The organism is Krasilnikovia sp. MM14-A1004 (genome assembly GCF_047159485.1).
Lineage (GTDB): Bacteria > Actinomycetota > Actinomycetes > Mycobacteriales > Micromonosporaceae > Actinoplanes.
The window spans coordinates 7,164,826-7,191,033 of sequence record NZ_AP038773.1 but is presented as its reverse complement, the minus strand read 5'-3'; the positions used below and the strand labels follow the sequence as shown (position 1 = coordinate 7,191,033).

The following is a 26,208-nucleotide window of genomic DNA, read 5'->3' as shown; positions in this document are numbered from 1 at the left end:
CGCTAACGTGTCGCGGCGACAACTTCCTGTTAATGAAGCAGTTCACGGCGTAGTGCGCCGTGCGGTACACGGGCAGGGCGAGGGCGGCGGCGTGAGCGTGCGTGAGTCGACATTCTTCGGATTCGCCAACCCGGTCGATCCGCGGCCGGAGGAGATCCAGGCCTGGGCTTACCACCCGGAGGCCGTTCCGCTGGACGCGATGCCACCCGACTGGGATCTGCTCATCGCGGGCGACGTGCTTGCTCCGACGCTGTTCGAGCTGGCGATGGACCGGCAGTGCCCGGCGCGCCGCTTCGCGCTGCACTGCATGTACATCTACGCGGCGGACGGCGTACGCCCGAACGCGTCGAGCCAGCGCAAGCGGCGGCTGAAGAAGTACGTCGAGCGCGCCGAGGAGGTCGGCGACGAGCCGATGTCGATCTGGGCGCACAACTGCCGGGTGCTGATGACCCGGCCGGAGCTCTTCGACTACCAGGAGTGGATCGAGGGCGGACTGGTCCGGCACCCGCGCCGACTGGGCCTGTTCGGCCGCCGCTGAACCTCCGCCGCGCTGGCGGCACCACACGTGCGGCGCCGCCACCTGGGCATGGCCTCGCGGCCCTCGCTGCGCTCCGTGCACTCGGCCATGCCGCGCTCCGCCGCGCGACGACACGGCGGCGGCTCCCCGGCCGAACCGGGGGCCGCCGCCGAATCGCGTCTATCGGTCCGAGCTGCGGCGCGGGCGCCACACCACCAAGGCGGTCGACGGGCGGTCCTGACGGACCAGGTCCCGACCCGGGTACGGCCCGACCGCCTCCAGCTGCGCGATCCGCGTGTACGCGTCGTCCAGCTGGCTCTGCAGCTCGAGCATCCGCTGCTGGAGGTCGGCCACGAGCTGTTCCAGCCCGATGATCCGCTTGATGCCGGCGAGGTTGACGCCCTCTTCCTGACTGAGTTTCTGCACCTCGCGCAGCAGCGCGACGTCGCGCTCGCTGTACCGGCGACCGCCGCCGCCGGCCCGGCCGGGCTGCACCAGCCCGAGCCGGTCGTACTGCCGGAGGGTCTGCGGGTGCATCCCGGCGAGCCGGGCCGCCACGGAGATGATCAGGACCTTGGCGTCGGAGGCCTGTTCCACCGAGATCTCGACCTCTTCGTACATGTGCCACCTCCTGCTGTCCGGTCCTCACCGAACCGCTGTTCCGGTCCTATCCGAAGCGGCGCCGGCGCGCCTCGATGCGCTCACGTCCGGCGGGCGGGGTGAGCTTGGCGAACGTCTCCAACGCGTCCCGCGCCTCGTCGGAGATCGTCGAGGGCACCTGCACCTCGACCGTGACCAGCAGGTCACCGGCCGGGGCGTCGCGCCGGGCGACCCCCTTGCCGCGCGCCCGCAGCTTGCGGCCGCTCGGCGTACCCGGCGGCACCCGCAGGGTCACCGTGCCGTCGAGCGTGGGTACCGGCAGGTCGGTGCCGAGCACCGCCTCGGCGATGGTGATCGGCACGGTGAGCGTGAGGTCGTCCCCGCTGCGCCCGAACAGGTCGTCCGGGCGGACCTTGACCTGGACGTACAGGTCGCCGGCGGGACCGCCGCGCTCGCCGGGCTCGCCGCGGCCGGACAGCCGGATCCGCTGGCCGTCCGCGACCCCGGCGGGGAAGCGTACGTTGATCGTCCGGTTCTTGGTGACCCCGCCGGTGCCCCGGCACTCGGGGCACTTGACGTCGACGATGCTGCCCGCGCCCTGGCACTCCCGGCAGGGCTCCGAGAAGCTGAACGAGCCCTGGTTGCGGGAGATCAGGCCGGAGCCGTGGCAGGCCGGGCAGGTCCGGGGCATCGTCCCGGGCTTGGCCCCGTTGCCGTGGCAGGTGTCGCAGACCCCGGGCGAACGCAGGGTCAGCGGCAGCGTGGTGCCCTGCACCGCGTGCACGAAGTCGAGGGTCACCTCGGCCTCGACGTCACGGCCGCGCTGCGGCCCGCGCCGGGGACCACCACCGGCGCCGCCGCCCGAGAAGATCGAACTGAAGATGTCCGAGAAGCCGGCGCCGCCGAACCGGCGGTCGCCCGCGCCTCCGGGTGCACCGGCGCCGCCGAAGTTGCCGAACAGGTCCGACGGGTCGAACTGCGCCCCACCCGGACGGGCACCGCGGCGGAACGCGCCGGAGCCGAACAGCGAGCGCATCTCGTCGTACTCTTTGCGCTTCTTGTCGTCGGACAGCACGTCGTAGGCCTCGGAGGCCGCCTTGAACTTCTCCTCGGCCTCCCGGTTGCCCGGATTACGGTCGGGGTGCAGCTCGCGGGCGAGCTTGCGGTAGGCCTTCTTGATCTCGTCGGCGGAGGCGGACTTGCCCACCCCGAGAACGGCATAGAAGTCCTTCTCCAGCCAGTCCTTCGAACTCATCTAGTCCACCCCCTCCAACCCGACGGTCCCGCCCGCCTCTCGGCGGGCGGGACAACGTTGTTGCTCATGCGGGATCGGCAACCGCGACCAGCGCCGGACGCAGCAGCCGCTCGCCCAGCGTGTAGCCGCGGCGCATGACCTCGATGCAGGTCGGCTCCGTGACGTCCCCGGACATCTGGTGCGCCACCGCCTCGTGCCGCGTCGGGTCGAAGGGATCGCCCTTCTCACCGAAGGCGGCGAGCCCGTACTTGCCGAGCGCGGCGGTGAGCGCCTCCGCCACTGTCGCGAACGGCCCGACCAGGTCGCCGTGTTCCCGGGCCCGGTCGAGGTCGTCCAGCACCGGCAGCAGGGAGGTGAGCACCGAACCGATGGTCTGCTCGGCCGCCGCCCCCCGGTCGCGGTCGACCCGCTTGCGGTAGTTGGCGTACTCGGCGGTCACCCGCTGCAGGTCGCGGGTGCGCTCCTCCAGCTCTGTACGCAGCGCCGTCAGCTCGGCGCCGAAGGCGCCCGCCGCGCTGTCGTCGTCGTCCTGACCGGGGGCCCGGTGGGCGCCCCCGCCGCTGGACTCCTTGGCCTTGGCGGCCGTGGCGGCGGAGTCCTTCGCGCTCGGGTCGATCTTGCGCCGGTCGCGGATGACGACGCGCTCTGCCGCCTGAGGTTCGTTCTCGTCGTCCGCGGTGCTCACTTCTTGTCGTCCTCCACGATCTCGGCGTCCACCACGTCGTCGGCGCCGCCGGCACCGGGACCGGCCGCACCCGCGCCCGCACCGGGGCCGTCCTGCGCGCCACCGGCACCCGCAGCACCCTCGGCGCCCTGCTCGCTCTGCTGGGCGTAGAGCAGCGAACCGGCCTCCTGGGAGACCTTGGCGAGCTCCTCGTGCGCGGACTTGATCTTGTCGATGTCCGTGCCACCGAGCGCGCTGCGCAGGTCACCGAGCGCATCACTGATCTTGCCCTTGGTGTCCTCGGGCAGCTTGTCGCCACTCTCGGCGAGGAACTTCTCGGTCTGCCACTGGAGCTGCTCGGCCAGGTTGCGGGTCTCCGCGTCCTCGCGCCGCTTCTTGTCCTCGTCGGCGTGGTCCTGAGCGTCGCGCATCATGCGCTCGATGTCGTCCTTCGGCAGCGCGGAGCCGCCGGTGATCGTCATCTTCTGCTCCTTGCCCGTGCCCATGTCCTTGGCGGCCACGTGCACGATGCCGTTCGCGTCGATGTCGAAGGTGACCTCGATCTGCGGCACGCCGCGCGGCGCCGGCGGCAGGCCGGTCAGCTCGAACGTGCCGAGCTTCTTGTTGTACGCCGCGATCTCGCGCTCGCCCTGGAAGACCTGGATCAGCACGGACGGCTGGTTGTCGTCGGCCGTGGTGAAGACCTCGGAACGCTTGGTCGGGATCGTGGTGTTGCGCTCGATCAGCTTGGTGAAGATGCCGCCCTTGGTCTCGATGCCCAGCGACAGCGGGGTCACGTCGAGCAGCAGGACGTCCTTGACCTCGCCCTTGAGCACGCCGGCCTGCAGGGCGGCGCCGACGGCGACGACCTCGTCCGGGTTCACGCCCTTGTTGGGCTCCTTGCCGGTGAGCTGGCGGACCAGGTCGCTGACCGCGGGCATCCGGGTGGAGCCGCCGACGAGGATCACGTGGTCGACGCTGGCGACCTTGATCCCGGCGTCCTTGATCGCCTGCTCGAACGGGCCCTTGCAGCGGTCCAGCAGGTCCTGCGACATGCGCTGGAACTCGGCCCGGCTGAGCGTCATGTCCAGGTGCAGCGGGCCCGACGGCCCGGCCGTGATGTACGGCAGGTTGATGCTGGTCGTGGTCGCGGCGGACAGCTCGATCTTGGCCTTCTCGGCCGCCTCGCGCAGTCGCTGCAGCGCCATCTTGTCCGCGCCCAGGTCGATGCCGTGCTCGCCGCGGAACGTCTTGATCAGGTGGTCGATGATCCGCTGGTCCCAGTCGTCGCCGCCCAGGTGGTTGTCACCGGAGGTCGACTTGACCTCGATGACGCCCTCGCCCAGCTCCAGCAGCGAGACGTCGAAGGTGCCGCCGCCGAGGTCGAAGACCAGGACGGTCTGCTCCTTGGAACCCTTGTCCAGCCCGTACGCGAGGGCGGCGGCGGTGGGCTCGTTGACGATGCGCAGGACGTTGAAGCCCGCGATCTCGCCGGCCTCCTTGGTGGCCTGCCGCTGCGCGTCGTTGAAGTACGCCGGGACGGTGATCACCGCGTCGGTGACCGTCTCGCCGAGGTAGGCCTCGCTGTCGCGCTTGAGCTTCATCAGCACCCGCGCGGAGATCTCCTGCGGGGTGTACTTCTTGCCGTCGATGTCGATGGACCAGTTGGTGCCGACCTCGCGCTTGACCGAGCGGATGGTCCGGTCGGGGTTCGTCACCGCCTGGCGCTTGGCGACCTCACCGACGAGCACCTCGCCGTTGCGCGCGAAGGCGACGATCGACGGAGTCGTCCGGGAGCCCTCGGCGTTCGCGATGACGGTGGGCTCGCCGCCCTCCAGAACGCTGACGCAGGAGTTCGTGGTGCCGAGGTCGATGCCGACCGCACGTGCCATGTTCGCTTCCTCGCTTCTTGCGGGCCTGGTTGTCCCCGGGCCGTTGGGCGCCGCCCGAGGGATGCGCTCTCAAGTTGAGTGGACCAGGCTCAATGATGCCACGCCGGATCCAGCCGTCAAGTCGAACTTGAGCCTACCCGGCGCAAGTCCGAGCGAGGGGACATACCTGTCCGGTCACGGCCGGGCGGTACCTGTTGTCTGCGATGCATAGATCAGGCACGCTTTACCCGTGACGACGCACGGTGACGCGGTCGGACCTGCGGCCCTGCCCGTCGCCCCCACACCAGACCCCGAAGGCCCCACCGCAGGGAGAAAGCCCAAGGTGCGGGTGACGGAGGCCACCGCCCCGAGGAACACGGCCCCACCCGAGACATCGACGGACATGAGTGACACGGCCGACTCCCCCGAGGCGGCGCCCGCGGAGGTCGACAGGGCGGCGCCACTCACCGCGCCGGTTCCCACGACCGAGCCACCCGCCGCCGTGCGGGCACTCACGGCCGCACTCACCAACCTGCGGAAGACCCTCGACGGTACGACGTACCCGCTGGTCATGCGGTCGGCCGAGGAGGCCGGACGGGTCAGTGCCGCGCTCGTCTCCCAACTCGACGACTATCTGCTCCCCCGGCTCACCCGGCTCGACGCCCCGCTGCTGGTCGTGGTCGGCGGCTCCACCGGCGCGGGCAAATCCACCCTGGTCAACAGCCTGGTCCGGGCCCCGGTCAGCCCGGCCGGTGTGCTGCGGCCCACGACCCGCTCCCCGGTGCTGGTCAGCCACCCGTCCGACCAGGCCTGGTTCCGCCAGGGGGAACTGCTGCCGGGGCTGACGCGTACCGCCGAGTCCACCTCGGACCCCGGCGCGCTGCAGCTCGTCGCCGCGCCTGCCCTCGGCGCGGGGCTGGCCCTGCTGGACGCGCCGGACATCGACTCCGTCGTGGACCGCAACCGCGCCCTCGCGGCCCAGTTGCTGGCCGCCGCGGACCTGTGGCTCTTCGTCACCACGGCCGCCCGGTACGCCGACGCCGTCCCGTGGGAGCTGCTCACCACCGCGCGGCTGCGCGGCACCGTGATCGCGCTCGTGCTCGACCGGGTGCCGGACGAGGCCGCCGGCGAGGTCTCCGCGCACCTGCGCGAGATGCTCGGCGCGCACGACATGGCCGCGGCGCCGCTGTTCGTGCTGCCCGAGACCACACTCGACGGCCAGGGCCTGCTGTCCGAGGACGTCATCCGTCCACTGCGCGACTGGTTCGCACAGCTCGCGGCGGACGCGACCGCCCGTTCCACGGTCGTGCGGCAGACCCTGGACGGAGCCCTCGCGGCGCTGCGCCCCGCCGTGGAGGGCCTGGCCGCGGCCGCGGACGAACAGGCCGCCGCGACGGCCGCGCTGGACGAGCGGGTGTCCGCGGCGTACCGGACGGCGCGGCGGGCGGTCGAGGACGGGCTGCGCGACGGGCGCCTGCTCCGCGGCGAGGTGCTCGCCCGCTGGCAGGAGTTCCTCGGCACCGGCGAGTTCCTGCGCAGCCTGGAGTCGCGCGTCGGCCGACTGCGCGACCGCGTCGTCTCCGCGCTCACCGGCCGTCCCGCCCCCGGGCAGAACCTGCAGATGGCGTTGGAGTCCCAGCTGGTCACGCTGCTGCGTGGCCTCGCCGCCGACGCGGCCGAGCAGACGTACGCGGCGTGGCAGGCGCACCCGGCCGGGGCCGCGCTGCTGGCGCCGGAGCTGCAGCAACCCTCCGCCGACCTGCCCGAGCGGGCCGAACGCGTGGTCCGGGACTGGCAGCGGTACGTGCTCGACCTGGTGCGCACCGAGGGCGGCGACAAGCGGGCGACCGCCCGCGGCGCCGCGTACGCGGTGAACGGCGCCGGGCTGGCCGTGATGGTCGCCGTGTTCACCGCGACCGCGTTCATTCCCACCGGACTCGAGGTCGCCGTGGGGGCGGGCACGACGGTCGCCGCCCAGAAGGTGCTCGAAGCGATCTTCGGTGACCAGGTGATCCGTACCCTGGCCAACCGGGCCCGTACCGATCTGCTGTCCCGGATCGACACCCTGCTGGACACCGAGGCCGCCCGGTACCGCGAACGGACCGCCGCCGTGGCCCTCGACCCCGAGCCCGGTGCCGCGCTGCGCCGGGCCGCCGCCGACGTGGAGAACGCCCGGGAGGACCTCGCGTTGACCACCCCCACGCCCGCCGAGGCGGGTACGCCGTGAACCTGGTGGACCGGGTCCGCGACGCGCCGACCGACGACGAAGGGGTGGACGCGGCACGGACCGCCGACCGGCTGGACGCGCTGCGGCGGTTCCTGCGGGTGGTCGACCCGTACCTGCCGGATCACGATCTGGTGGCCGCGCACACCCTGGTCGAGCGGGCGGGCAACCGGCTCGCCCTGTCCCGGGAGCACACCGTCGTCGCGCTCGCGGGCAGCACCGGCAGCGGCAAGTCCAGCCTGTTCAATGCGCTGGCCCGGCTCAAGCTGTCGCCGGTGGGCGTGCGCCGCCCGACGACCGGCGTCGCGCACGCCTGCGTCTGGGGGCCGCTGGAACCGGCCTCGAAGCTGCTCGACTGGATCGGCGTGCTGCCCAGGCAGCGGTTCCTGCGCGAGAGCGCCCTGGACGGCGACGACGAGGCCACCCTGCACGGGCTCGTGCTGCTGGACCTGCCCGACTTCGACTCTGTCGAACGCGGCCACCGGCTCGAAGCGGACCGGCTGCTGGCGCTGGTCGACCTCGTTATCTGGGTGGTCGACCCGCAGAAGTACGGCGACCGCATCCTGCACGAGGCGTACCTGCGGCAGTTCCGGCGGCACGCGGGCGTCACCATCGTGGTGCTCAACCAGGCCGACCGGCTGTCCTCCTCGGACACCGACCTGGTCCTCGCCGACCTGGGTCGCCTGCTCGAAGCGGACGGCCTCGGCGGCGCTCCGGTCCTGGCCACCTCCGCGAAGCAGCCGGGCATGCTCGCCGATCTGCGGGCCGCCCTGGAGCAGACCGTGGCCGGGCGGCAGGCCGCGCTGCGGCGGCTCGCCGGGGACCTGGAGACCGTGGGCGAGCAGCTGGCGGCCACGATGGGTCCGCCGGCCGCCGAGGACGAAGTGGACAGGGCCACCGTCCGGCAGCTCGCCGGTTCGCTCGCCGCGTCGGCCGGGGTGCCCGCGGTGGCCGAGGCGGCCGGGAACGCGTACCGGCAGCGGGCCGTGGCCAGCACGGGGTGGCCGCTGGTGCGCGGGCTGAGCCGCCTGCGACCGGACCCGCTGCGGCGGCTGCACCTGGGCACCGCGCCCGTGCAGGGCGGTGCCGGCCCGGAGCCCGGCGTCGACGCCCCGCCGGACGGGCCCGCGCCGGTGGCGCGTACCTCCCTGCCGGAGGCGAGTGCGGCGCAGCGCGCCGCGGTGACCCTCAGCGTGCGGGCCGTCGCGACCCGGGCCGCCGCGCCGCTGCCCCCGGTGTGGGCGCCACCGCTGAACACCGCGGCCCGATCGCGCGCCGGGGATCTGCCGGACGCGCTGGACCGCGCGGTCGCCGCGACCGACCTCGGCCTGAGACGCAACCCGCTGTGGTGGCGCGCCGCGGGCCTGCTGCAGTGGCTGCTCACCCTGACCGCGCTGGCCGGCCTCGGCTGGCTGATCACCGGGTACGCGCTGCGCGCCCTCGGCCTGCCGCAGCTTCATTACCCGGCGGTCGGCGCGGTTCCGCTGCCGACCCTGCTGCTGCTCGGCGGGCTGATTTTCGGCGTGCTCTTGGCGCTGCTGCTGAAGCCGGTGATCTCCGCGGGTGCCCGGCGCGCCCGGCGGCGGGCCGAGCAGCGACTGCGCGCCGCGGTCACCGAGGTGGCCCGCGAGTACGTCGTGGCCCCGGTCCGCGAGGTGCTCAACGCGTACGCGCAGGCGCGGGAGGCGCTGATCGCGGTGCGTTCCGACTAGCTGCGCAGCGCGGTAGGACCGGTACGCTGAGCGGCATGGCGGCACCCCAGACTCCGTACGAAGCGGTCCTGCACGCCGCCCGCGACGTGGCGAAACTGGACTGCGCCCTGGACGCCGAGATGCTCGGCACCGCCCTGCTGGGCAGCGTGTACGCGGTCGCCGCACAGGACCGGGCCGCGGCCGTACGCGAATTCGTCGGCCGTTTCCTCACCGCGACCGCGCGCCGCCGCACCGCGTCGGCCACCACGATCCGCGAGGTCTTCGCGGCGCTGGTGCCGGACGCGGCGGGTGCCGCCGAGGTCCGGCCCGGCGCCCGGGCCCCGGCGTGGAGCGCGCAACTGGGCCGGGTCCACCCGACCGGTTGCTACGCCTACGGCGACGTGTACGGCGACCAGACCTCCTATCTGGTCACCTTCGCCTACGACGACAGCCAGGACGGCGGCCCGGACCACGCGGTCGTCGCACTGATCGACCACAACATCGGCATCACCAAGGACGTCTTCGTGGGCGGCCCCGCAGAACGCATCCTCGGCCAGGTACGGGAAATGTGCGCGACGGACGAGCTGACCTGGTTCCGCGAGGAGGACCCCGGCCGGGTACGCGTCGAGGTCGGCCGGCACCTGCAGATCACGGACGGCCTGGGCGACCTGCCGTCCGACGGATCCCTGGCCACGGACCGCGCGCTGGCGGCCGCCCGGCTGGCGCTGCTGCCGGCCGCCACGACGCCGCCCCTGCCCGAGCCGCCCGAACTGTCCCATCCGGACCGCGAACGGCTGGTACGCGACTTCCTCGCCGCACCCGAGGCGACAAGCGCCGGGCTCGGTCGGATCCAGAGCGACGACGAACTGTCCTCACTGCACTTCTGCCTGAGCCTGATCCTCGACCACGCGACGGGCCTGCCGGGCGGCGATCCGCTGCGCTGGAGCCCCGCGGTCGCCGGACTGTTCCTGCTGGACTGGGTGCATCGCCGGGCCGTACTGGACATGGACGACGCCGCGATGCTGCCGCGGGTCACCAGGGCCTGGTCGGCGTACGCCACCCGGCGGCGCGGCCTGCCCGAGGCGGCGGTCGAGCAGGCGAACTCGGTCGTCGAGGAGATGATCGACGAGTTTGCCCGCCTCTACGCGACGGGCGAGCGGCGCAGCCCGGCCACGGCCGCGGTGGCCCAGCTCATCTCCGAGGGTGTCGACCCGAACGACGCCGCGGCCATCGACGCCTGGATCGACGCCAACCGGCACCGGCTGAACGACGACCCGTCCTGATTCACCACCACCACGACGGCGGGTCGTCCGGGTCGGCGTGGTGCCGCCCGGCGCGGGAGCCGGGCCAGCGGTAGTCGTCCCATCGCCGGTCACCGGCCCGGTGGGTGCGCCAGTAGGGGCGGTCCCGGGTGCAGTCGTCGCCGTAGCCACTGAAGCGGTGGCTGTTGTGGGCGCGTGCGGCGGCGGTCGCGAAGCGCAGGTTGTGCGGTCGTTCGGCCATGCCTGACCTCCAGGTCTCGAGGAACAGATCTTGGTCTGGAATCGGGCTGGGGAGGACGGGACCGGGCGGCGTCCAGCACTCGCCGTCGTCCGTGCACCAGGCCTGCCCGGGCGGGTCCTGTGGTTGCCCGGGCGGGTCCTGCGGGTCGGGGGGCGGGATGTCACCCGGCGGCGGTGTCCCGGGGCCGCCGGGTGACGGTGGTTGATCGGGGTCCGCGGGCGGGGTGCTGGGTCCGTCCGGCGACGGCGTTCCCGGCTTCCCGCTTCCGCCGGGCCCGGCCGTGCCGGGGTTTCCGCCCGCACCCGGAGACCCGCCCGGCGTGCCCTCAGTCGGAGACCCACCCGGTTGGCCTTCGCCGGGCTGACCGCCACCGGGAGTTCCCCCGGGCTGGCCGCCACCGGGCGCTCCGCCGGGCTGACCGCCGCCCGGTGTCCCGCCGGGCCTGCCGACGCCAGGCAATCCACCAGGGTTGCCACCTGGCTTGCCGCCGGGGGAGGGACTCGGGGGCTTGTTGCCGGACGGGGAACCACTGGGCTTGCCGCCGCCGGTGGGCGAGCCGTGCGGGCCGCCGCCGGGCGAATGGGAGCCACCCGACTTCGGGCCCTTCGACGGCGTGCCGGGCGCAGTGCTGTGCCCGTACCGATTGATGTCGGTTTCCCGACCCGCGCCCTCCGATCCGGACGGCTCGGATGTCGCATCCGGGGTGGGGGTGGTCTCTCCGGGCTGTGCGCCGCTGCTGGCGGGTGGCGTTGCCTGCGGGACGCCGCCCGGCACGGGCCGGACCGGGCCCGACGAGGCGGGCGGCAGCAGCGGCACGTCCATCGCCCCGGTCCGGCCCCGGCCGATCGAGTCGCGACCCGCGGTGATGGCGGCCAGAACGGGCAGCGAGGCAAGCCCCACCAGCAGCGCGACGATCAGGACGTAGCGCCGGGTGGGCGCGGTGAGCCCGTCGGCGCGGTAGACGCCGTTGAGGCGCTTGCGCAGCACCTTCATGGGCGGCACGAGCCCGTCGTCGTCCGGCTCCGGCACGACCTGCACCCTCCTCACCCGGCCGCCGGAAGATCAACGAAATCGCATCCGGCTATCCGTCCCAGTGCTGAGGTGAACGACGCATCCGCGCTTCGGCAGCGGCAGAGGTCGGCCGTTCGTACGTTCGTGAGCGCACGAAAAGTGCTTATCCGGACAAAGGTGTCCAGCGATTGCTCGGGAGAATTTCCCGACTGTGATCCACCCGACCTGTGGTGGCACTCACGTTCTCTGTCAGGATGGGAGGCGACGGCACCGCCGCCGTCGCCTTCGCCGACCAGCGGAGCGCCCGGCGGGACGTCGCTCCCCGGCGGGGCCTGCCCCGCTGACAACGCCGCGCGGCAACCCCACCCGGGCCAGGCGCGGCGATACAGCCTCCGGCGGGTGCCGGAAGCGTGGTCAGCCGCGCGGACGGGCAACACCCGCCGCAGGCCCAGATGAAGGAACAGGGAGATACGGATGGCGAAGGGCACGAGCGAACCCGGGGCCGACGCACCGGCCGGCGGGTTCGTGCAACTGCTCACCCCGGACGGGGAGCGCGTCGACAGCGTCACCACCGACGACGGTGTGACGTACTCGGTCGACTTCACCGACGACGAGTACCGGGAGCTCTACTCCGACCTCGTCACGGTCCGCCGGCTCGACGCCGAGGCGACCGCACTGCAGCGGCAGGGCGAGCTGGGCATCTGGGCAAGCCTGCTGGGGCAGGAGGCGGCCCAGGTCGGTTCCGGCCGGGCACTGCGCCCGCAGGACATGGCGTTCCCGACCTACCGCGAGCACGGCGTGCTGTACTGCCGCGGTATCGACCCGATCATGCCGTTCGGCCTGTTCCGCGGCGTTGACCAGGGCGGCTGGGACCCGAACGAGTTCAAGTTCCACACGTACACGATCGTCATCGGCTCGCAGACGCTGCACGCGACCGGCTACGCCATGGGCATCACCATGGACGGCAAGACCGGCACCCCCGACGGCGAGGCCGTCATCGCGTACTTCGGCGACGGCGCGACCAGCCAGGGCGACGTGAACGAGGCGTTCGTGTGGGCGGGCGTGTTCCACGCCCCGATGGTGTTCTTCTGCCAGAACAACCAGTACGCGATCAGCGAGCCGCTGGAGCGCCAGACCCGTATCCCGCTGTACCGCCGCGCCGCCGGTTACGGCTTCCCCGGCGTCCGGGTGGACGGCAACGACGTCCTGGCCACGTACGCGGTGACCCGCGCGGCCCTGGACCACGCCCGCAACGGCCAGGGCCCGACCCTGATCGAGGCGTACACCTACCGGATGGGCGCGCACACCAGCTCGGACGACCCCACCCGCTACCGGATCGCCAGCGAGGTCGAGGCCTGGCAGGCCAAGGACCCGATCCTGCGGCTGCGTGCGTTCCTCACCAAGCAGCAGCTCGCCGACGACACGTTCTTCGCCGAGGTCGACGACTCGGCCGGCAAGATCGCCCTCTCCCTGCGCGAGCGCGTTCTGGCCATGCCCGACCCGCAGCCCGTCAGCATGTTCGACAACGCCTACCCCCACGGCTCGCCCGAGGTGGACGTGCAACGTCAGCAGTTCGCCGCCTACCAGGCATCGTTCGAGGGGAGTGCCCACTGATGACTGCACCTACCCGCGGCGGAAAACCCCAGAACAACCCCGTCGAGACGATCACCCTGGGCAAGGCCCTCAACCACGGCCTGCGCCGCGCCCTGGAGAACGACCCCAAGGTCGTCATCATGGGCGAGGACGTCGGCAAGCTCGGCGGCGTCTTCCGGATCACCGACGGCCTGCAGAAGGACTTCGGCGAGGACCGGGTCATCGACACCCCGCTGGCCGAGTCCGGCATCATCGGCACCGCGGTCGGCCTGGCCATCCGCGGGTACCGGCCGGTGTGCGAGATCCAGTTCGACGGCTTCGTCTTCCCGGCCTTCGACCAGATCGTCACCCAGGTGGCGAAGATGCACTACCGGTCGCTGGGCAAGGTCAAGGTGCCGATCGTCATCCGGATTCCGTACGGCGGCGGCATCGGCGCGGTGGAGCACCACTCCGAGTCCCCCGAGGCGCTGTTCGCGCACACCCCCGGCCTGAAGGTCGTGACCTGCGCCAACCCGACCGACGCGTACGTGATGATCCAGCAGGCCATCGCGTCCGACGACCCGGTGATCTTCTTCGAGCCCAAGCGGCGCTACTGGGAGAAGGGCCCGGTCGAACTGGACGCCCCGCTGTCCGGCGCGTACCCGCTGCACGCCTCCCGGCTGATCCGGCCCGGCACGCACGCGACCGTGCTGGCGTACGGCCCGATGGTCAAGACCGCCCTGGACGCCGCGACCGCGGCCGCCGAGGACGGGCGCGAGCTCGAGGTCATCGACCTGCGTACGCTCTCGCCGCTGGACATGGCGCCGGTGTTCGAGTCGGTACGCCGTACCGGCCGCTGTGTCGTCGTGCACGAGGCCCCGGGCAACGTCGGCCTCGGCGCGGAGATCGCCGCCCGGGTCACCGAGGAGTGCTTCTACTCCCTGGAGGCCCCGGTGCTGCGGGTGTCCGGCTACGACATCCCGTACCCGGCCGCGCGGGTCGAGGAGGAGTACCTCCCCGACCTCGACCGGTTGCTGGACGCCGTCGACCGTACGTTCGGCTGGTGACCGGGATGTCACGCATCAAGGAGTTCAACCTGCCCGACCTGGGCGAGGGTCTCACCGAGGGTGAGATCCTGTCCTGGCTGGTCAAGGTGGGCGACACGATCGAGCTGAACCAGCCGATCGTCGAGGTCGAGACCGCCAAGGCCGCGGTCGAGATCCCCGCCAAGTGGGGCGGCGTGGTCACGAGGATCTTCCACGAGGCCGGTACGACCGTGGAGGTCGGCGCGCCGATCATCGCGATCGACACAGAGCCGGGCGCGGGCCCGGTCGACGAGCCCGTACAGTCCCCGGCCGCCCCCGTGCCGTCCGCGGCGTCGCTGGCGGCCGTGGAAGTGGCGCCCGCCGAGGGTGCGGTGGAGCCGGGCCTGATCGGTGGCCCCGCGCCGGGTGGCCGCACGGCGATCCTGGTCGGCTACGGCCCGCGCAACACCGCGGCCAAGCGGCGGCCCCGGGTCAACGGCACGGATCAGGCGGCGCCCGCCGCCGCGCCCGTGGCACCCGTTGCGGTGGCGGCGCCCGTGGCACCCGCGCCCGCTCCGACTCCGGTCGCGCACCGCGCCGGGCCGGTGCTGGCCAAGCCGCCGGTCCGCAAGCTGGCCCGGGACCTGGGAATTGATCTCGCCGCGCTGGCCGGCACCGGGCCGCTCGGCTCGGTCACCCGGGAGGACGTCCAGCAGGCGGCGGCCCGCCCGGCCGTCGAGGCGGAGCCGATCGCCGCGACTCCGGTCGTGGCTGCCGGGGACGGCACCCGCGAGCAGCGCATCCCGATCAAGGGCGTGCGGAAGCTGACCGCGGAGAACATGGTGGCGTCGGCGTTCACCGCGCCGCACGTGACCGAGTTCCTCACGCTCGACGTGACCCGCGCGATGAAGACGCTGGAGAAGATCAAGGGGCGGCCCGAGTTCCGCGACGTGCGGGTCTCGCCGCTGCTGCTCGTGGCGAAGGCCGTGCTGGTCGCGCTGCGCCGGCACCCGATGGTCAACTCCACCTGGTCCGGGGCGACGAACGAGATCGTCGTCAAGGAGTACGTGAACCTCGGCATCGCCGCGGCCACCGACCGGGGCCTCATCGTGCCCAACGTCAAGGATGCCGGGCGGCTCACCCTGCGTGAGCTGGCCGACGCCCTCAACGCGCTGGTGCAGACCGCCAAGTCGGGCAAGACGCCGCCCGCCGACATGCAGGGCGGGACGTTCTCGATCACGAACGTCGGGGTGTTCGGCGTCGACACCGGCACGCCGATCCTGCCGCCGGGCGAGTCGGCGATCCTGGTGTTCGGGGCGATCCGCCCGATGCCCTGGGTGCACAAGGGCAAGATCAAGATCCGCCAGGTCACCACGCTGGGACTCAGCTTCGACCACCGGATCGTCGACGGCGAGCTGGGTTCCAAGTTCCTGCGCGACGTCGGCGCGTTCCTCTCCGACCCCGAGGGGGCACTGCTGTCCTGGACCTAGAGCCCGCCGAGGTTTATTCGGCAACTGGGTTTCTCGGCCTTCGATCCTTAGGTCAAGTAAGCACCGTCACCCCATAATCGTTTGCCGCGCCGTCTTCGTGTGCGCCACACTGGTGGTGCCACGGAGACGAGTAGCAAAGACGAGGGCAGTGACAGTGAGCAGCACCATGGACCGCATCCGAAGCCGCCGAATCGCCAAGCGTCAGGAGCGCGCCATCGACCGCGCCTGGCACTCGGCACCCACCCAGGCCATGCGGGACGAGATCGCGATTTTCGCCCAGCGCCGGCCGATCTGATCCAGACAGCACGACGGCCCGCCCGGTCCCACCGGGCGGGCCGTCGTCGTTCCCGGCTGGTGCCCGCCATCGGGACAGGCCAACTTTTCCCGGACCGTCGGTGATCGCAAACCCACAGGTCGCGGCGGCGGTGCACGCTACCGGCACGGGTTTACGAGCACCTTAAGGAAGTACACCGGGATTCCGACGACCCGCACCGCCCGGTACGGTGGGTCACTGGTCGCCTTACCCCCGGCGTGGCCTGCCGGGGCGGCGACCGGGGCCACCGCTCCTCCCCCGGAGCCGGCGACCCCGCACGGCCCGGCCGGGGCAGAGCGCCCGGCCGCCGGTCCGACGACCGGGCGGCCGCGTGCGTGTGTGAGGCCGGCACGGTGACAGGTATGGAGGAGGCGCGTATGACGTCCGAGGGGCAGCACGCCGGTAGACAACCGGCAGAGGCCACGTCGGGCGGAGCCGCCGAGCAGTTCGGCGCCGACTGGTTCCCACCCGATTCCGACGGAACCCCGCCGTCCAGCCGCCCAGCGGGACCCCCGGTCACCGGGCAGGCACAGACTCCGCCCGCCGCCGGGCGGGCACTTCCACCGGCCGATGGGTCGTCGCAGATCCCGCCCGCCGCCGGGCAGGCGCAGGTTCCGCCCGTCGCCGGCCGGGCCCAGGTCCCGTCCGCCGACCCCAATGTCTACGCCCCGCCGCCGCACGCCACCCCGAACGGCGGCTCGCCGTTCGTGGTTCCCGCGGTGCCCCCGCCCGGTCAGGCGGCCGAACTTCCGGGTGCACGCCCCTTCCCGGGCGACCCCGGCGCGTTCCCGACCAACCCCGCCGCGGACCAGGCGCCGCCCTCCGCGTGGGCTCCGCCGCCGGCGACGCCTTTCCCGGCGCCGGAGACCAACCCGTTCACCGCATCCGAGGAGCCGAACGCGTACCGGCCCGCGGAGCGTGAACCGTTCGGCAGCTGGCCCGCGGACGGCAACTCGCCCGAGCGCCGTGCCGGTGACATCGAGGGGTTCGCCCCCGGCTCACCCACCCGCGGCATGATCAGTGACGACCCCGGCCCGATGCCGTCGTCGCCCTTCGCGCCGCCCGCCTCCGCCGCTGGTTCACCCGCACCGGTATGGGGCTCCGGCTTCGAGCCGCCCCGCGCTCCCCGCGCCGCGGACGAGCCCGGACACCACGGCGCGCCGCAGGCCAGCGGGTTCGGCCCGGATGTTCGTGTCCCCTTCCCCGGCGCCCCCGGCCTCGAATCCGCCGCACCGCCGGCCGACCGGGACGGCCTGCCCGGCGCGGCGCCCTTCGGCGACCAGCAGCCCCGGGTCCCGGGGGCCACCCTCGGTGATCTACCCGACGCCCCTCCCGCCTCCCTTCTCGGTGGCAGCGGAGGCTTCGCGGCGCGCAGCACTCCCCCCGCCGACCTCCCGGGCGAACGCGTGGCCGACAACGGCCTACCGATTCGCACTCGTCGCCCCATGGCCGACGGCGAGGCGGGCGGGCTTGCGTCGACCCCACTCGACGGCCCGTCGACCTTCGATCGGCCCCGGCCGTTCACTGCTCCGCCCGTCGACGGTCCGGGACGATTCGACGGTCCCGCGCCGTCCGACGGTCCGCGGCCGTTCGATGCCCCGCCGGCGGCGCCCGCGTCTCCCGGCCGCCCGACCCATGGCGTCCCGGGCAGCCCGGAATCTCGTAGCCCGGCGTTCGGCAGCCCAGCTTTCGGCAGCCCCGCAACCAGCGGTTCGGCGTTCGGCAGCCCCGCAACCGGCAACCCCGCATCCGGCGGCTCGGCGTTCGGCAGTCCCGCATCCGGCGGCTCGGCGTTCGGCAGCGCGGCGTCAGGCAGCCCGGCAACTGGCAGCCCTGCGTTCGGTAGCGCATCGTTCGGCGATTCGACATCAAACGGTCCTGCGCGCGGCGGCGCATCAGGCGGTGGCCCGGAGCACGGGGACCCCGGACCAGGATTCGCTCAGCGCGTTCCCGGCGCGTCGTTCGGCGCGGATGGGCCACCCGCCGCGCCCGGCTCGCCGGGGATCGCGCCCGGGATCGCCCGGGGCAACGCCGGTCCGGTCATCGCCGAGGCGCGCCGCAGCGTCCCGCAGCCACGGGACCCGAGCGACGAGCCCGCACTCGGCACGGCGCGACCGGTGTCGGCCAGTGCCTCCGTCCCGGTCGCCAGCCGCGTGGCACCGGATGCGGAAGCGGCACCACCGGCCGCTCCTGCCCAGGCACGCGTCTACGGACGCCCGGCCGCACCCGCCGACGAGGGCCTGGCGCCGGTGACACCGTTCCCCGGCCGCAGAGCCGACGAACCCGCCGACGATCTCGGCGGCCCGTCGCAGGACCTTCCGCCGCTGGGCCCGAAGACCCCACCACCCGGTGGCAACCCCGGCCCCGTCCGGGCCGCGGCCAGCGCGCGCGTGGGTCCGCCCTTCGCTCCCGCGTCCCCGGCGCCGGAGCAGCCGAGCGGGCCGTACCAGGAGTTCACGACGGACGTTGCGGGCCGCGGGCGGGACAACCCGATGGACCGCTACGGCGAGGACACCTCGGACATGGCGGGCCGCAACCCCGTCGACAAGCCGTACGTGCCGGAGCCCGCGCTGCCCTCGATGCACGCCCGGCCGCCCCTGACGGACGGCTTCCCACCACGACCCGAGCCGGATGCCGCGCCACCGCCCGGAATCGCCGGGGACCGGCCCAGACTCGGCGGAGTCTTCCCCGGCCCCGCGACGCGCGCCACGGTGACCCCGCCCGGCCCGGACGCCACGGCCCAATGGCCCGGCGCGACCGGATCCGACGCCACGGCCCAGTGGTCCGGCACCAGCGGATCCGACGCGCCCGCCCAATGGTCCAGCGCGAGCGGATCCGACGCGACCGCGCAATGGTCCGGCACTGGTGGATCCGACGCGACGGCCCAATGGTCGGGCGCGAGCGGATCCGACGCGACTGCGCAATGGTCCGGTCCGGCGCGCTCGGAGGGGGCGGCCGCCTGGCCCGCGCCCGCTGGGCAGTCCGAGGCGGCCGCTGTTACCGGGCCGGTCGATACGCCCGCGGCGGCACCGGACAAGCCCGAAACCCCGCACGTGCGGGTGCTGCCGGTCACCGTCATGGTCGTCCTCGGTGCCGCCATCGTGCTGGGTCTCGTGTTCGGCGTCGTGTGGCTGATCTCGCGTGGTACCGGCTCCAGCGACAGCGGTTTCAGCGTCAGCCAGGGCGACTGCGTGAAACGCGCGGGCGACGACGCGGTCAAGGCGACCTGCGGTGACGCCGGGTCCTACCAGGTGGTGTCCATCGTGGACGCAAAGGACAAATGCCCGGACCCTGGCCAGCCGTACGTCCTGAATCCCTCGGGCGACGACCAGCACAAGGTGCTCTGCCTCAAGCCCAACGGCTGACCGCCGACGCGGTCGGACCCCCGCCGACGGGGCTGGCAGACTGAACCTCATGACGTCGTTCCAGCCAGCCCCCGGTCCCCGCGTACGTGCCCCCGAGCTGCGCGGACGCGGGTGGCTGAACACGGGCGGCAAGGCGCTGACCCTGGAGTCACTGCGCGGGCGCTGCGTCGTACTCGACTTCTGGACCTTCTGCTGCATCAACTGCCTGCACGTCCTGGACGAGCTACGGCCGCTGGAGGAGCGCTACGGCGACGCGCTCGTGGTCATCGGCGTGCACTCGCCGAAGTTCGAGCACGAGCGCGACCCGCAGGCCCTGGCCGCGGCGGTCGAACGGTACGGGGTCAGCCACCCCGTCCTCGACGACGCCGACATGGTGATGTGGCAGCAGTACGCGGCCCGGGCGTGGCCCACCCTCGCGGTGATCGACCCGGCGGGTTACCTGGTCGCCTCGATGGCCGGCGAGGGACACGCCGAGGGGCTGTCCCGGCTGCTGGACGAGCTGATCGCCGAGCACGAGGCCGCCGGAACCCTGCATCGCGGCGACGGCCCGTACGTGCCGCCCGCCGCGCCGGACACGACGCTGCGCTTTCCCGGCAAAGCGATCGAACTGCCCTCCGGGCACCTGCTGGTCTCGGATTCGGCCCGGCACTCGCTCGTCGAGCTGGCGGCGGACGGCGAGAGCGTGGTGCGCCGGATCGGTACGGGCGACCGCGGCCGCGCCGACGGCCCGGCGGACGCCGCGAGCTTCTCCGAGCCGCAGGGCATGTGCCTGCTGCCCGCGCCGGTCGCCGAGCGGGCCGGTTACGACGTCGTCGTGGCGGACACGGTGAACCACCTGCTCCGCGGCGTGCGCCTGGCGACCGGCGAGGTCCGTACGGTGGCCGGCACGGGCCGCCAGTGGCGCGCCGCCACGGACGGCCCGGAGCAGGACGCGCTCTCGGCGGACCTGTCCTCCCCGTGGGATGTCGCCTGGTACGACGACCGGATCGTGATCGCCATGGCCGGCATCCACCAGCTCTGGTGGTTCGACCCCGCGCGGGGCACCACCGGCGTGTACGCGGGCACCACCGTCGAGGCACTGCGCGACGGCCCCCTGCCCGACGTGTGGATGGCCCAGCCCTCGGGGTTGGCTGCGGCCGGGGACCGGTTGTGGATCGCGGACAGCGAGACGTCGGCGCTGCGCTGGATCGCGGACGGGGTCCTGCACACGGCGGTCGGCCAGGGACTCTTCGACTTCGGCCATGTGGATGGTCCGGCCAAGGAGGCGCTGTTGCAGCACCCGCTGGGTGTCGCCGTGCTGCCGGACGGCTCGGTGCTGGTCGCGGACACCTACAACGGGGCGGTGCGCCGCTTCGATCCGCAGACGGGCACCGTGTCCACGGTGGATTCGGGGCTGGCCGAGCCGAGCGACGTGCTGGTCGCCGCCGACGGTTCGGTGCTGGTGGTGGAGTCTGCCGCGCACCGGCTGACCCGGCTGGCGCCGGGGGCGGTGCGGACGGTGGCGGGCGAGCGGCACCGGGTGGAGCGTCCGCCGTCGCCGTTGGCGCCGGGCGAGGTGACGCTGGACATCGTCTTCACCCCGGCGCCGGGTCAGAAGCTGGACGACACGTACGGGCCGTCGACCCGGCTGGAGGTGTCGGCGTCGCCGCCGGAGCTGCTGCTGGCCGGGGCGGGTGTGGGCACGGATCTGTCCCGGCGGCTGACCGTGAACCCGGCCGTGACCTCCGGCGTGTTGCAGGTGGTCGCCCAGGCCGCCACGTGCGACTCTGACGTCGAACATGCCGCATGCCATCTGACCAGGCAGGACTGGGGGGTACCGGTAGTTGTCGAGCAGGGTGCGCCAGCCCGCCTGCCGTTGGTTCTGCGGGGCCTGGATGAAAGTACGGCGTCGTGAGGGCAAACACTACCCACCGGTAACCTACGGTGCCGTAACCTAGAGCCGTGACGACTTCCGCCCCGTCCCGGACGACGCCGGCCGATCTCGGCAAGCCGCGCCTGCGCGGCCGGCTCCATCAGTACGCGTTCTTCGTCGCGCTGGTCTGCGGCATCGTGCTGTGTTCCATCGCGGCCAGCCGGCCCGGCATCGCACCGTTCCTGAGCTGCCTGGTCTACAGCCTCACGGTGTGCGGGCTGTTCGGCGTCAGCGCCCTGTACCACCGCCGGTTCTGGTCCGACCGCGGCTACCAGATCATGCGGCGCATGGATCACTCGATGATCTTCATCTTCATCGCCGGCACGTACACGCCGTTCTGCGTCCTGCTGCTGCCGCCCGCGACGCGCGACGTCATGCTCGCCATCATCTGGGCCGGCGCCCTCGGCGGGGTCGCCCTGAAGGTGATCTGGCCGCACCTGCCCCGGTGGGCCGGCGCGCCGCTGTATCTCGCCCTCGGCTGGGCCGCGGTCGCGATCCTGCCGGACGTACTGCACCACGGGGGCGTGACGGTGCTGGTGCTGCTGGCCGCCGGTGGCGCGGCGTACAGCGTCGGGGCGGTGTTCTACGCCCTGCGCCGGCCCAATCCGTGGCCGACGGTCTTCGGCCACCACGAGTTCTTCCACGCCTGCACGCTGGTGGCGGCGATCCTGCACCACATCGCGATCTACTTCGCGTTGTACGCCTGACCGCCGCCCGCGCTGTCCCGCTGGGCTACGCCACCCGTGTTCAGTAGCCGGGCGGCGGAGGCGGTGGCGCGTCGTCGCGGCGGTACTCGGCGACGGGTGCGTCGCCGACCACGCCCGGACGGCCCCGGCTGACCACGACGGCCCGGCGCCGGCTGTTCCAGAACCAGATGGTGATGATCAGGCCGACCAGACCCGCTGCCATCAGTACCCAGCCCACGACGTTGAGGTCGAGGCCGCTGAAGTTGGCATTGACGGCGAACGCGAGGATCGCCCCCAATGCCAGGAGAAAGATACTTCCGCCGATGCCCATGGGCCCTCCTTGGCTCGTCGGTGCGTCGACGCGCGTGTTTACCCCGGTGAATCGACCTCTAATCAGGCAAGCTGTTCGGCATGACCGCGTGCACCGTCGTACTGATGCGCCACGCCAAGGCGGAGACGCCCGGCGAACTGCCGGACATCGACCGTCAGCTCACCGACCGGGGCCGGGCCGACGCGGGCGCCGCGGGAGCCTGGCTCGCCGCTCAGGGCCTACGCCCGGAGCTGGTCTTCTGCTCGCCCGCCATGCGGACCCGCCAGACCTGGCATGCGGTCGCGGTGGCACTGGCCGACGCTGACCCGTCCGGCCCCGCACCCGAGGTGCGCTACGAGCCAGGCCTGTACGCGGGCGGCCGCACCGAGGTCATCGACCTGCTGCGGAACGTGCCCGAGGGGACGGCGACGGTGCTCGTGGTGGGCCACAACCCGACGATGTCCGACGTCTCCCTGCTCCTGGGCACCCCGGACGGCGAGCCCAGCCTCGCGGGCATGCGGACGGCCGGGCTGGCGGTGCACCGGGCCGACCTGGTGTGGTCGCAGACCGAGCCGGGCGCGCTGCCGCTGGTGCAGGCCCACACCGCCCGCGCCTGACTGCCCGGAAAACGCCGAGGGCCGGCGGACACCCTTGTCCGCCGGCCCCCGTCGTTCAGGGGAGGGTTCGCGTCAGAACGCCTCTTCCGGCAGGTCCATCAGGTCGAGGTTGGTGTTCTCGATGATCCGGCGGTCCGCACCGACGCGCGGCAGAACCTCGCGGGTGAAGAACCGGGCGGCGGCCACCTTGCCGGTGTAGAAGTTCTTGTCCGCCGGGCTCAGCTCGCCGCCGAGCGCCTTGAGGGCGACCTCGGCCTGGCGCAGCAGCAGCCACGAGAGCACGACGTCACCGATGGCCAGCAGCACGCGGCGGGAGCTGAGGCCCACCTTGTACAGCTCGCGGGCCTCGCCGCCCTGGACGGCCTGCAGCCAGCCCATCTCGATGCCGAGGATGGCCTGCAGCTCGCCGAGGGCCTTGGCCAGCGCGGCCCGCTCCTCCTTGAGCTGGCCGTTGCCGGCCTCGGTCTCCACGAAGGACTGCATCTCGGTGGCGAGGGTGGCCAGCGCCCGGCCCTGGTCCTTCACGATCTTGCGGAAGATCAGGTCGAGGCTCTGGATCGCCGTGGTGCCCTCGTACAGGGTGTCGATCTTGGCGTCGCGGACGTACTGCTCCAGCGGGTAGTCCTGCAGGAAGCCGGAACCGCCGAAGGTCTGCAGCGACTCGTGGCCGAGCAGTTCGTACGCCCGCTCCGAGCCGACGCCCTTGACCAGCGGCAGCAGCAGGTCGTTGACCCGGGCCGCGGCCTTGGCGGCCTTCTCGTCACCGGCCGCCTCGGCGATCGCGACCTTGTCCTGCCACGTACCGGTGAAGATCACCAGGGCGCGCATGCCTTCCGCGTACGCCTTCTGCAGCATCAGCGAGCGGCGTACGTCCGGGTGGGCGGTGATCGCGACGCGGGGGGCGTTCTTCTCCGCGTTCTGCAGCAGGTCGGCGCCCTGGACGCGGTTCTTCGCGTACTCCAGCGCGTTGAGGTAACCCGTCGACAGGGTCGCGATGGCCTTGGTGCCGACCATCATCCGGGCGTACTCAATGATCATGAACATCTGGCGGATGCCCTGGTGGACGTCGCCCAGCAGCCAGCCCTTGGCCGGGATGCCGTGCTCGCCGAAGGTCATCTCGCAGGTGTTGCTGACCTTGATGCCCATCTTGTGCTCGACGTTGGTGGCGAAGGCGCCGTTGCGCTCGCCCAGCTCGCCGGTCTCCGGGTCGAAGTGGAACTTCGGCACGATGAACAGCGACAGGCCCTTGGTGCCCGGGCCGCCGACACCCTCGACGCCGACCGGACGGGCCAGCACGTAGTGGATGATGTTGTCGCTCAGGTCGTGCTCACCCGAGGTGATGAAGCGCTTGACGCCCTCGATGTGCCAGGAGCCGTCCGGCTGCGGGATGGCACGGGTGCGACCGGCGCCGACGTCCGAACCCGCGTCGGGCTCGGTGAGCACCATGGTCGAGCCCCACTGCTTCTCGACGAACAGCTTGGCCCACTTCTTCTGCTCCTCGGTGCCCTCGACGTGCACGACGTGCGCGAAGGACGGGCCGGAGGAGTACATCCAGATGGGGGCGTTGGCGCCGAGCACCTGCTCGGCGATGGCCCACCACAGGGCGCGCGGGGCGAGGGTGCCGCCGAGCTCGCTGGGCAGGTCGAGGCGCCAGAACTCCGACGCCATGAACGTCTCGAACGACTTCTTGAACGACGCGGGCAGGTCCGCCGTGTGCGTCGCCGGGTCGAACTTCGGCGGGTTGCGGTCGGCGTCCGCGTAGCTGACCGCGAGGTCCTCGCGGGCCAGGCGGTTCACCTCGGCGAGCACGTCGCGCGCGGTGTCGGCGTCCATCTCGTCGAACGGTGCCTGGCCGAACGCTTTGTCGGCCCCGAACACCTCGAAGAGGTTGAACTCAAGGTCACGCAGGTTGCTCTTGTAGTGAGTCATGGTGCTTGGCCCCGCCTCCCGAACGCGAGTTACTCGTCAGTAACCAACACTGTATTACCCGCGGGTAGGCGTCGACAACCCGCGCGAGATCTTTGCTGGGCGTCAAAAAGCGACCAAACGCCCTCGATCAGGTGGAACCGGTGTCGCCATTCGGTCATTTGCCGGTCGGCGGGGCGCCCGGAAGTATCGGCGGGCCGCCCCGCTCGTTGCTCCCGTTGTATGCGTCACACGCGTACACGCAGAGCAGGGACAGCTCGCCGACCGCCGACATGGCGGCGAACGACCTGGGGAGGTCACGATGTTCGCCACGATCAAGAATCTGATTCCGGAGCCACGCCAGGCCGACCAGCAGCCCCGCGCGTACGTGGGCCGGCACCGCCAGCCCGAGAAGTTCACCGCACGCGCCCAGGTCACGGTCGTACCGGGGCCGGGAGGGCGCGACCCGGACAAGGACAGCGCTGCGGCGGAGGGCGACGCGCCCGCGGACGCGGCCTGAGACCGAGCTTCCGGACGACTCAGCTGCCGGCGGCGCCGACCTCCCAGCTCGGCATGGGAACGGAGGCGCCGCCGTCGCGGCCCGAGTACTCCAGCAGGACCAGGGCGATGTCGTCGTCGAGCCGGCCGTGGACCCAGTCCACGAGAGCGGTTTCCAGCGAGGCAAGCCCGTCGCCGACCGTGCCGTGACCCAGCAAGCGCCAGGCGCGGTCCGCCGTCGGGAAGAACTCACCCTCCCGGCGCGCCTCGCCCAAACCATCGGTGAACAGCAGCAACCGGTCGCCCGGCTCCAGCCGCTCCACGCGGGGACGGGCCACCGGCATGAAGCCCAGCGGCGGCGCCGGGGCGGGCGGCTCCAGGGCGATCACCTGGCCGCGGCGCAACAGCAGCGGTGCCGGGTGTCCACAGTTGACGATCGTCAGCGTCCCGCCCCGCTCCTCGACGAGCGCCGCGGTGACGAAGTCCTCGTCGCCGACGCTGCGGGCCACCGCCCGGTCCAGATCCGCGACGATCGCCCGCAGGTCCGCCCGCTCGTACGCCACGTGCCGGTACGAGCCGAGCACGATGCTGGCCAGGCGTACCGCGTCGAGGCCCTTGCCCCGCACGTCGCCGATGATGATCCGCACCCCGTACGGCGTGTCCAGGGCCTCGTAGAGGTCACCGCCGATGTCGGCGGCGGCCGACGCGGAGATGTAGCGGCCGGCCACCGCCAGCGAGCCGACCTGCGGGCCGATCGGACGCAGCACCGCCTGCTGCGCCACGGCCGCGAGCCGGAGCAGCTCCGCGATCCGGTCGGCCTGCCGCTGCCGGATCGTGGCCACGCTCGCCGCGATCCCGGTCGCCAGCATCACGCCGAGCACGTTGACCATGCCGACCATGTCGAACCGGCCGTACGAGCCGGCGAAGATCGTGCCCACCACGGCGGCCAGCGCGCCCACCCCGAGCACGGTCTGCCAGGAGGCGAACACCGCGGCCAGAAACGGCACCGCCGCCAGCAGGCCGACGAAGTTGACGTCCCTGCCATCCGCCAACTCCACCGCCGACACGACGGCGAGCAGCACGAGAGCCGCGCCGAGGCCGGCGCGGGATCCTGGGCTGAGCGAGCGTCTGCCCGCCGGGAGAATAGGCATGGCTTCGCCGAACAGCATGCCTGATCGA

The 26,208-nt window shown here is 72.6% G+C and carries 21 protein-coding genes; 13 read left to right on the top strand and 8 right to left on the bottom strand.

The window, feature by feature from the left end:
* Window positions 1-91: 91 nt before the first annotated feature.
* The gene (locus ACMCNN_RS31495) at window positions 92-538 is read left to right on the top strand and encodes a hypothetical protein (RefSeq protein ID WP_130509755.1); all 447 of its coding nucleotides are present in this window, start codon (window positions 92-94) and stop codon (window positions 536-538) included.
* Between the two features lie 159 nt (window positions 539-697).
* Here ACMCNN_RS31495 and ACMCNN_RS31490 read toward each other — a convergent pair whose 3' ends face one another.
* From ACMCNN_RS31490 to dnaK, 4 genes are all read right to left on the bottom strand, one after another.
* Window positions 698-1,138, bottom strand: coding sequence for a heat shock protein transcriptional repressor HspR (locus ACMCNN_RS31490; RefSeq protein ID WP_412744073.1), 441 nt, complete (start codon window positions 1,136-1,138; stop codon window positions 698-700).
* Window positions 1,139-1,184: 46 nt separating this feature from the next.
* On the bottom strand, window positions 1,185-2,372 hold the full coding sequence (gene dnaJ / locus ACMCNN_RS31485) for a molecular chaperone DnaJ (RefSeq protein WP_412744072.1): 1,188 nt from the start codon (window positions 2,370-2,372) through the stop codon (window positions 1,185-1,187).
* A gap of 64 nt (window positions 2,373-2,436) precedes the next feature.
* Window positions 2,437-3,057: a nucleotide exchange factor GrpE gene (gene grpE / locus ACMCNN_RS31480; RefSeq protein WP_412744071.1), complete on the bottom strand. Its 621-nt coding sequence runs from the start codon at window positions 3,055-3,057 to the stop codon at window positions 2,437-2,439.
* Window positions 3,054-4,928 carry a molecular chaperone DnaK gene (dnaK, locus tag ACMCNN_RS31475; RefSeq protein ID WP_412744070.1) on the bottom strand — a complete coding sequence of 625 codons (1,875 nt, stop codon included), beginning with the start codon at window positions 4,926-4,928 and terminating at the stop codon, window positions 3,054-3,056. Before dnaK ends, grpE begins: the two co-directional genes overlap by 4 nt.
* Window positions 4,929-5,310: 382 nt before the next feature.
* On the opposite strand from dnaK, the gene ACMCNN_RS31470 reads away from it, so the two are divergent.
* The 3 genes from ACMCNN_RS31470 to ACMCNN_RS31460 are packed head-to-tail and all read left to right on the top strand — an operon-like array spanning window position 5,311 to window position 10,105.
* Entirely contained in the window at window positions 5,311-7,134 is a 1,824-nt protein-coding gene (locus ACMCNN_RS31470) for a dynamin family protein (protein WP_412744069.1), read from the top strand.
* Window positions 7,131-8,843, top strand: a complete 1,713-nt coding sequence (locus tag ACMCNN_RS31465) for a GTPase (protein WP_412744068.1) — start codon at window positions 7,131-7,133, stop codon at window positions 8,841-8,843. The genes ACMCNN_RS31470 and ACMCNN_RS31465 overlap by 4 nt, the downstream gene beginning before the upstream one ends.
* Window positions 8,844-8,878: 35 nt before the next feature.
* A complete protein-coding gene (locus tag ACMCNN_RS31460; protein ID WP_412744067.1) occupies window positions 8,879-10,105 on the top strand; it encodes a hypothetical protein in 1,227 nt (408 codons plus the stop codon).
* 1 nt (window position 10,106) lies between these two features.
* Here ACMCNN_RS31460 and ACMCNN_RS31455 read toward each other — a convergent pair whose 3' ends face one another.
* Window positions 10,107-11,354 carry a hypothetical protein gene (locus ACMCNN_RS31455; protein ID WP_412744066.1) on the bottom strand — a complete coding sequence of 416 codons (1,248 nt, stop codon included), beginning with the start codon at window positions 11,352-11,354 and terminating at the stop codon, window positions 10,107-10,109.
* A gap of 456 nt (window positions 11,355-11,810) precedes the next feature.
* Here ACMCNN_RS31455 and pdhA point away from each other — a divergent pair, with 456 nt between their 5' ends.
* The 7 genes from pdhA to trhA all read left to right on the top strand — a co-directional run bounded on the left by pdhA (window position 11,811) and on the right by trhA (window position 21,720).
* Window positions 11,811-12,950, top strand: a complete 1,140-nt coding sequence (pdhA, locus tag ACMCNN_RS31450; protein WP_412744065.1) for a pyruvate dehydrogenase (acetyl-transferring) E1 component subunit alpha — start codon at window positions 11,811-11,813, stop codon at window positions 12,948-12,950.
* Window positions 12,950-13,975, top strand: a complete 1,026-nt coding sequence (locus ACMCNN_RS31445) for an alpha-ketoacid dehydrogenase subunit beta (RefSeq protein ID WP_412744064.1) — start codon at window positions 12,950-12,952, stop codon at window positions 13,973-13,975. Before pdhA ends, ACMCNN_RS31445 begins: the two co-directional genes overlap by 1 nt.
* A 5-nt stretch (window positions 13,976-13,980) precedes the next feature.
* Window positions 13,981-15,423, top strand: a complete 1,443-nt coding sequence (locus ACMCNN_RS31440; RefSeq protein WP_412747347.1) for a dihydrolipoamide acetyltransferase family protein — start codon at window positions 13,981-13,983, stop codon at window positions 15,421-15,423.
* A 154-nt stretch (window positions 15,424-15,577) separates the two neighbouring features.
* A complete protein-coding gene (locus tag ACMCNN_RS31435) occupies window positions 15,578-15,718 on the top strand; it encodes a hypothetical protein (protein WP_412744063.1) in 141 nt (46 codons plus the stop codon).
* A 395-nt stretch (window positions 15,719-16,113) separates the two neighbouring features.
* Entirely contained in the window at window positions 16,114-19,101 is a 2,988-nt protein-coding gene (locus ACMCNN_RS31430; protein WP_412744062.1) for a hypothetical protein, read from the top strand.
* A gap of 49 nt (window positions 19,102-19,150) precedes the next feature.
* A complete protein-coding gene (locus ACMCNN_RS31425) occupies window positions 19,151-20,995 on the top strand; it encodes an NHL domain-containing thioredoxin family protein (RefSeq protein WP_412744061.1) in 1,845 nt (614 codons plus the stop codon).
* A 47-nt stretch (window positions 20,996-21,042) separates the two neighbouring features.
* Window positions 21,043-21,720: a PAQR family membrane homeostasis protein TrhA gene (trhA, locus tag ACMCNN_RS31420; RefSeq protein ID WP_412744060.1), complete on the top strand. Its 678-nt coding sequence runs from the start codon at window positions 21,043-21,045 to the stop codon at window positions 21,718-21,720.
* A gap of 40 nt (window positions 21,721-21,760) precedes the next feature.
* On the opposite strand, the gene ACMCNN_RS31415 is transcribed toward trhA, so the two are convergent.
* Complete coding sequence (locus tag ACMCNN_RS31415; protein WP_412744059.1) at window positions 21,761-22,030, bottom strand: DUF6458 family protein; 270 nt, start codon at window positions 22,028-22,030, stop codon at window positions 21,761-21,763.
* Window positions 22,031-22,110: 80 nt separating this feature from the next.
* Here ACMCNN_RS31415 and ACMCNN_RS31410 point away from each other — a divergent pair, with 80 nt between their 5' ends.
* Complete coding sequence (locus ACMCNN_RS31410) at window positions 22,111-22,626, top strand: SixA phosphatase family protein (protein ID WP_412744058.1); 516 nt, start codon at window positions 22,111-22,113, stop codon at window positions 22,624-22,626.
* Window positions 22,627-22,698: 72 nt separating this feature from the next.
* Here the strand turns inward: ACMCNN_RS31410 and ACMCNN_RS31405 are convergent, their stop codons facing one another.
* Window positions 22,699-24,555: an acyl-CoA dehydrogenase gene (locus ACMCNN_RS31405; protein WP_412744057.1), complete on the bottom strand. Its 1,857-nt coding sequence runs from the start codon at window positions 24,553-24,555 to the stop codon at window positions 22,699-22,701.
* A gap of 298 nt (window positions 24,556-24,853) precedes the next feature.
* Between ACMCNN_RS31405 and ACMCNN_RS31400 the strand changes: the two genes are divergently transcribed.
* Entirely contained in the window at window positions 24,854-25,051 is a 198-nt protein-coding gene (locus tag ACMCNN_RS31400) for a hypothetical protein (protein ID WP_412744056.1), read from the top strand.
* A gap of 19 nt (window positions 25,052-25,070) precedes the next feature.
* Here the strand turns inward: ACMCNN_RS31400 and ACMCNN_RS31395 are convergent, their stop codons facing one another.
* Window positions 25,071-26,198 carry a PP2C family protein-serine/threonine phosphatase gene (locus ACMCNN_RS31395; protein WP_412744055.1) on the bottom strand — a complete coding sequence of 376 codons (1,128 nt, stop codon included), beginning with the start codon at window positions 26,196-26,198 and terminating at the stop codon, window positions 25,071-25,073.
* Window positions 26,199-26,208: the final 10 nt, after the last annotated feature.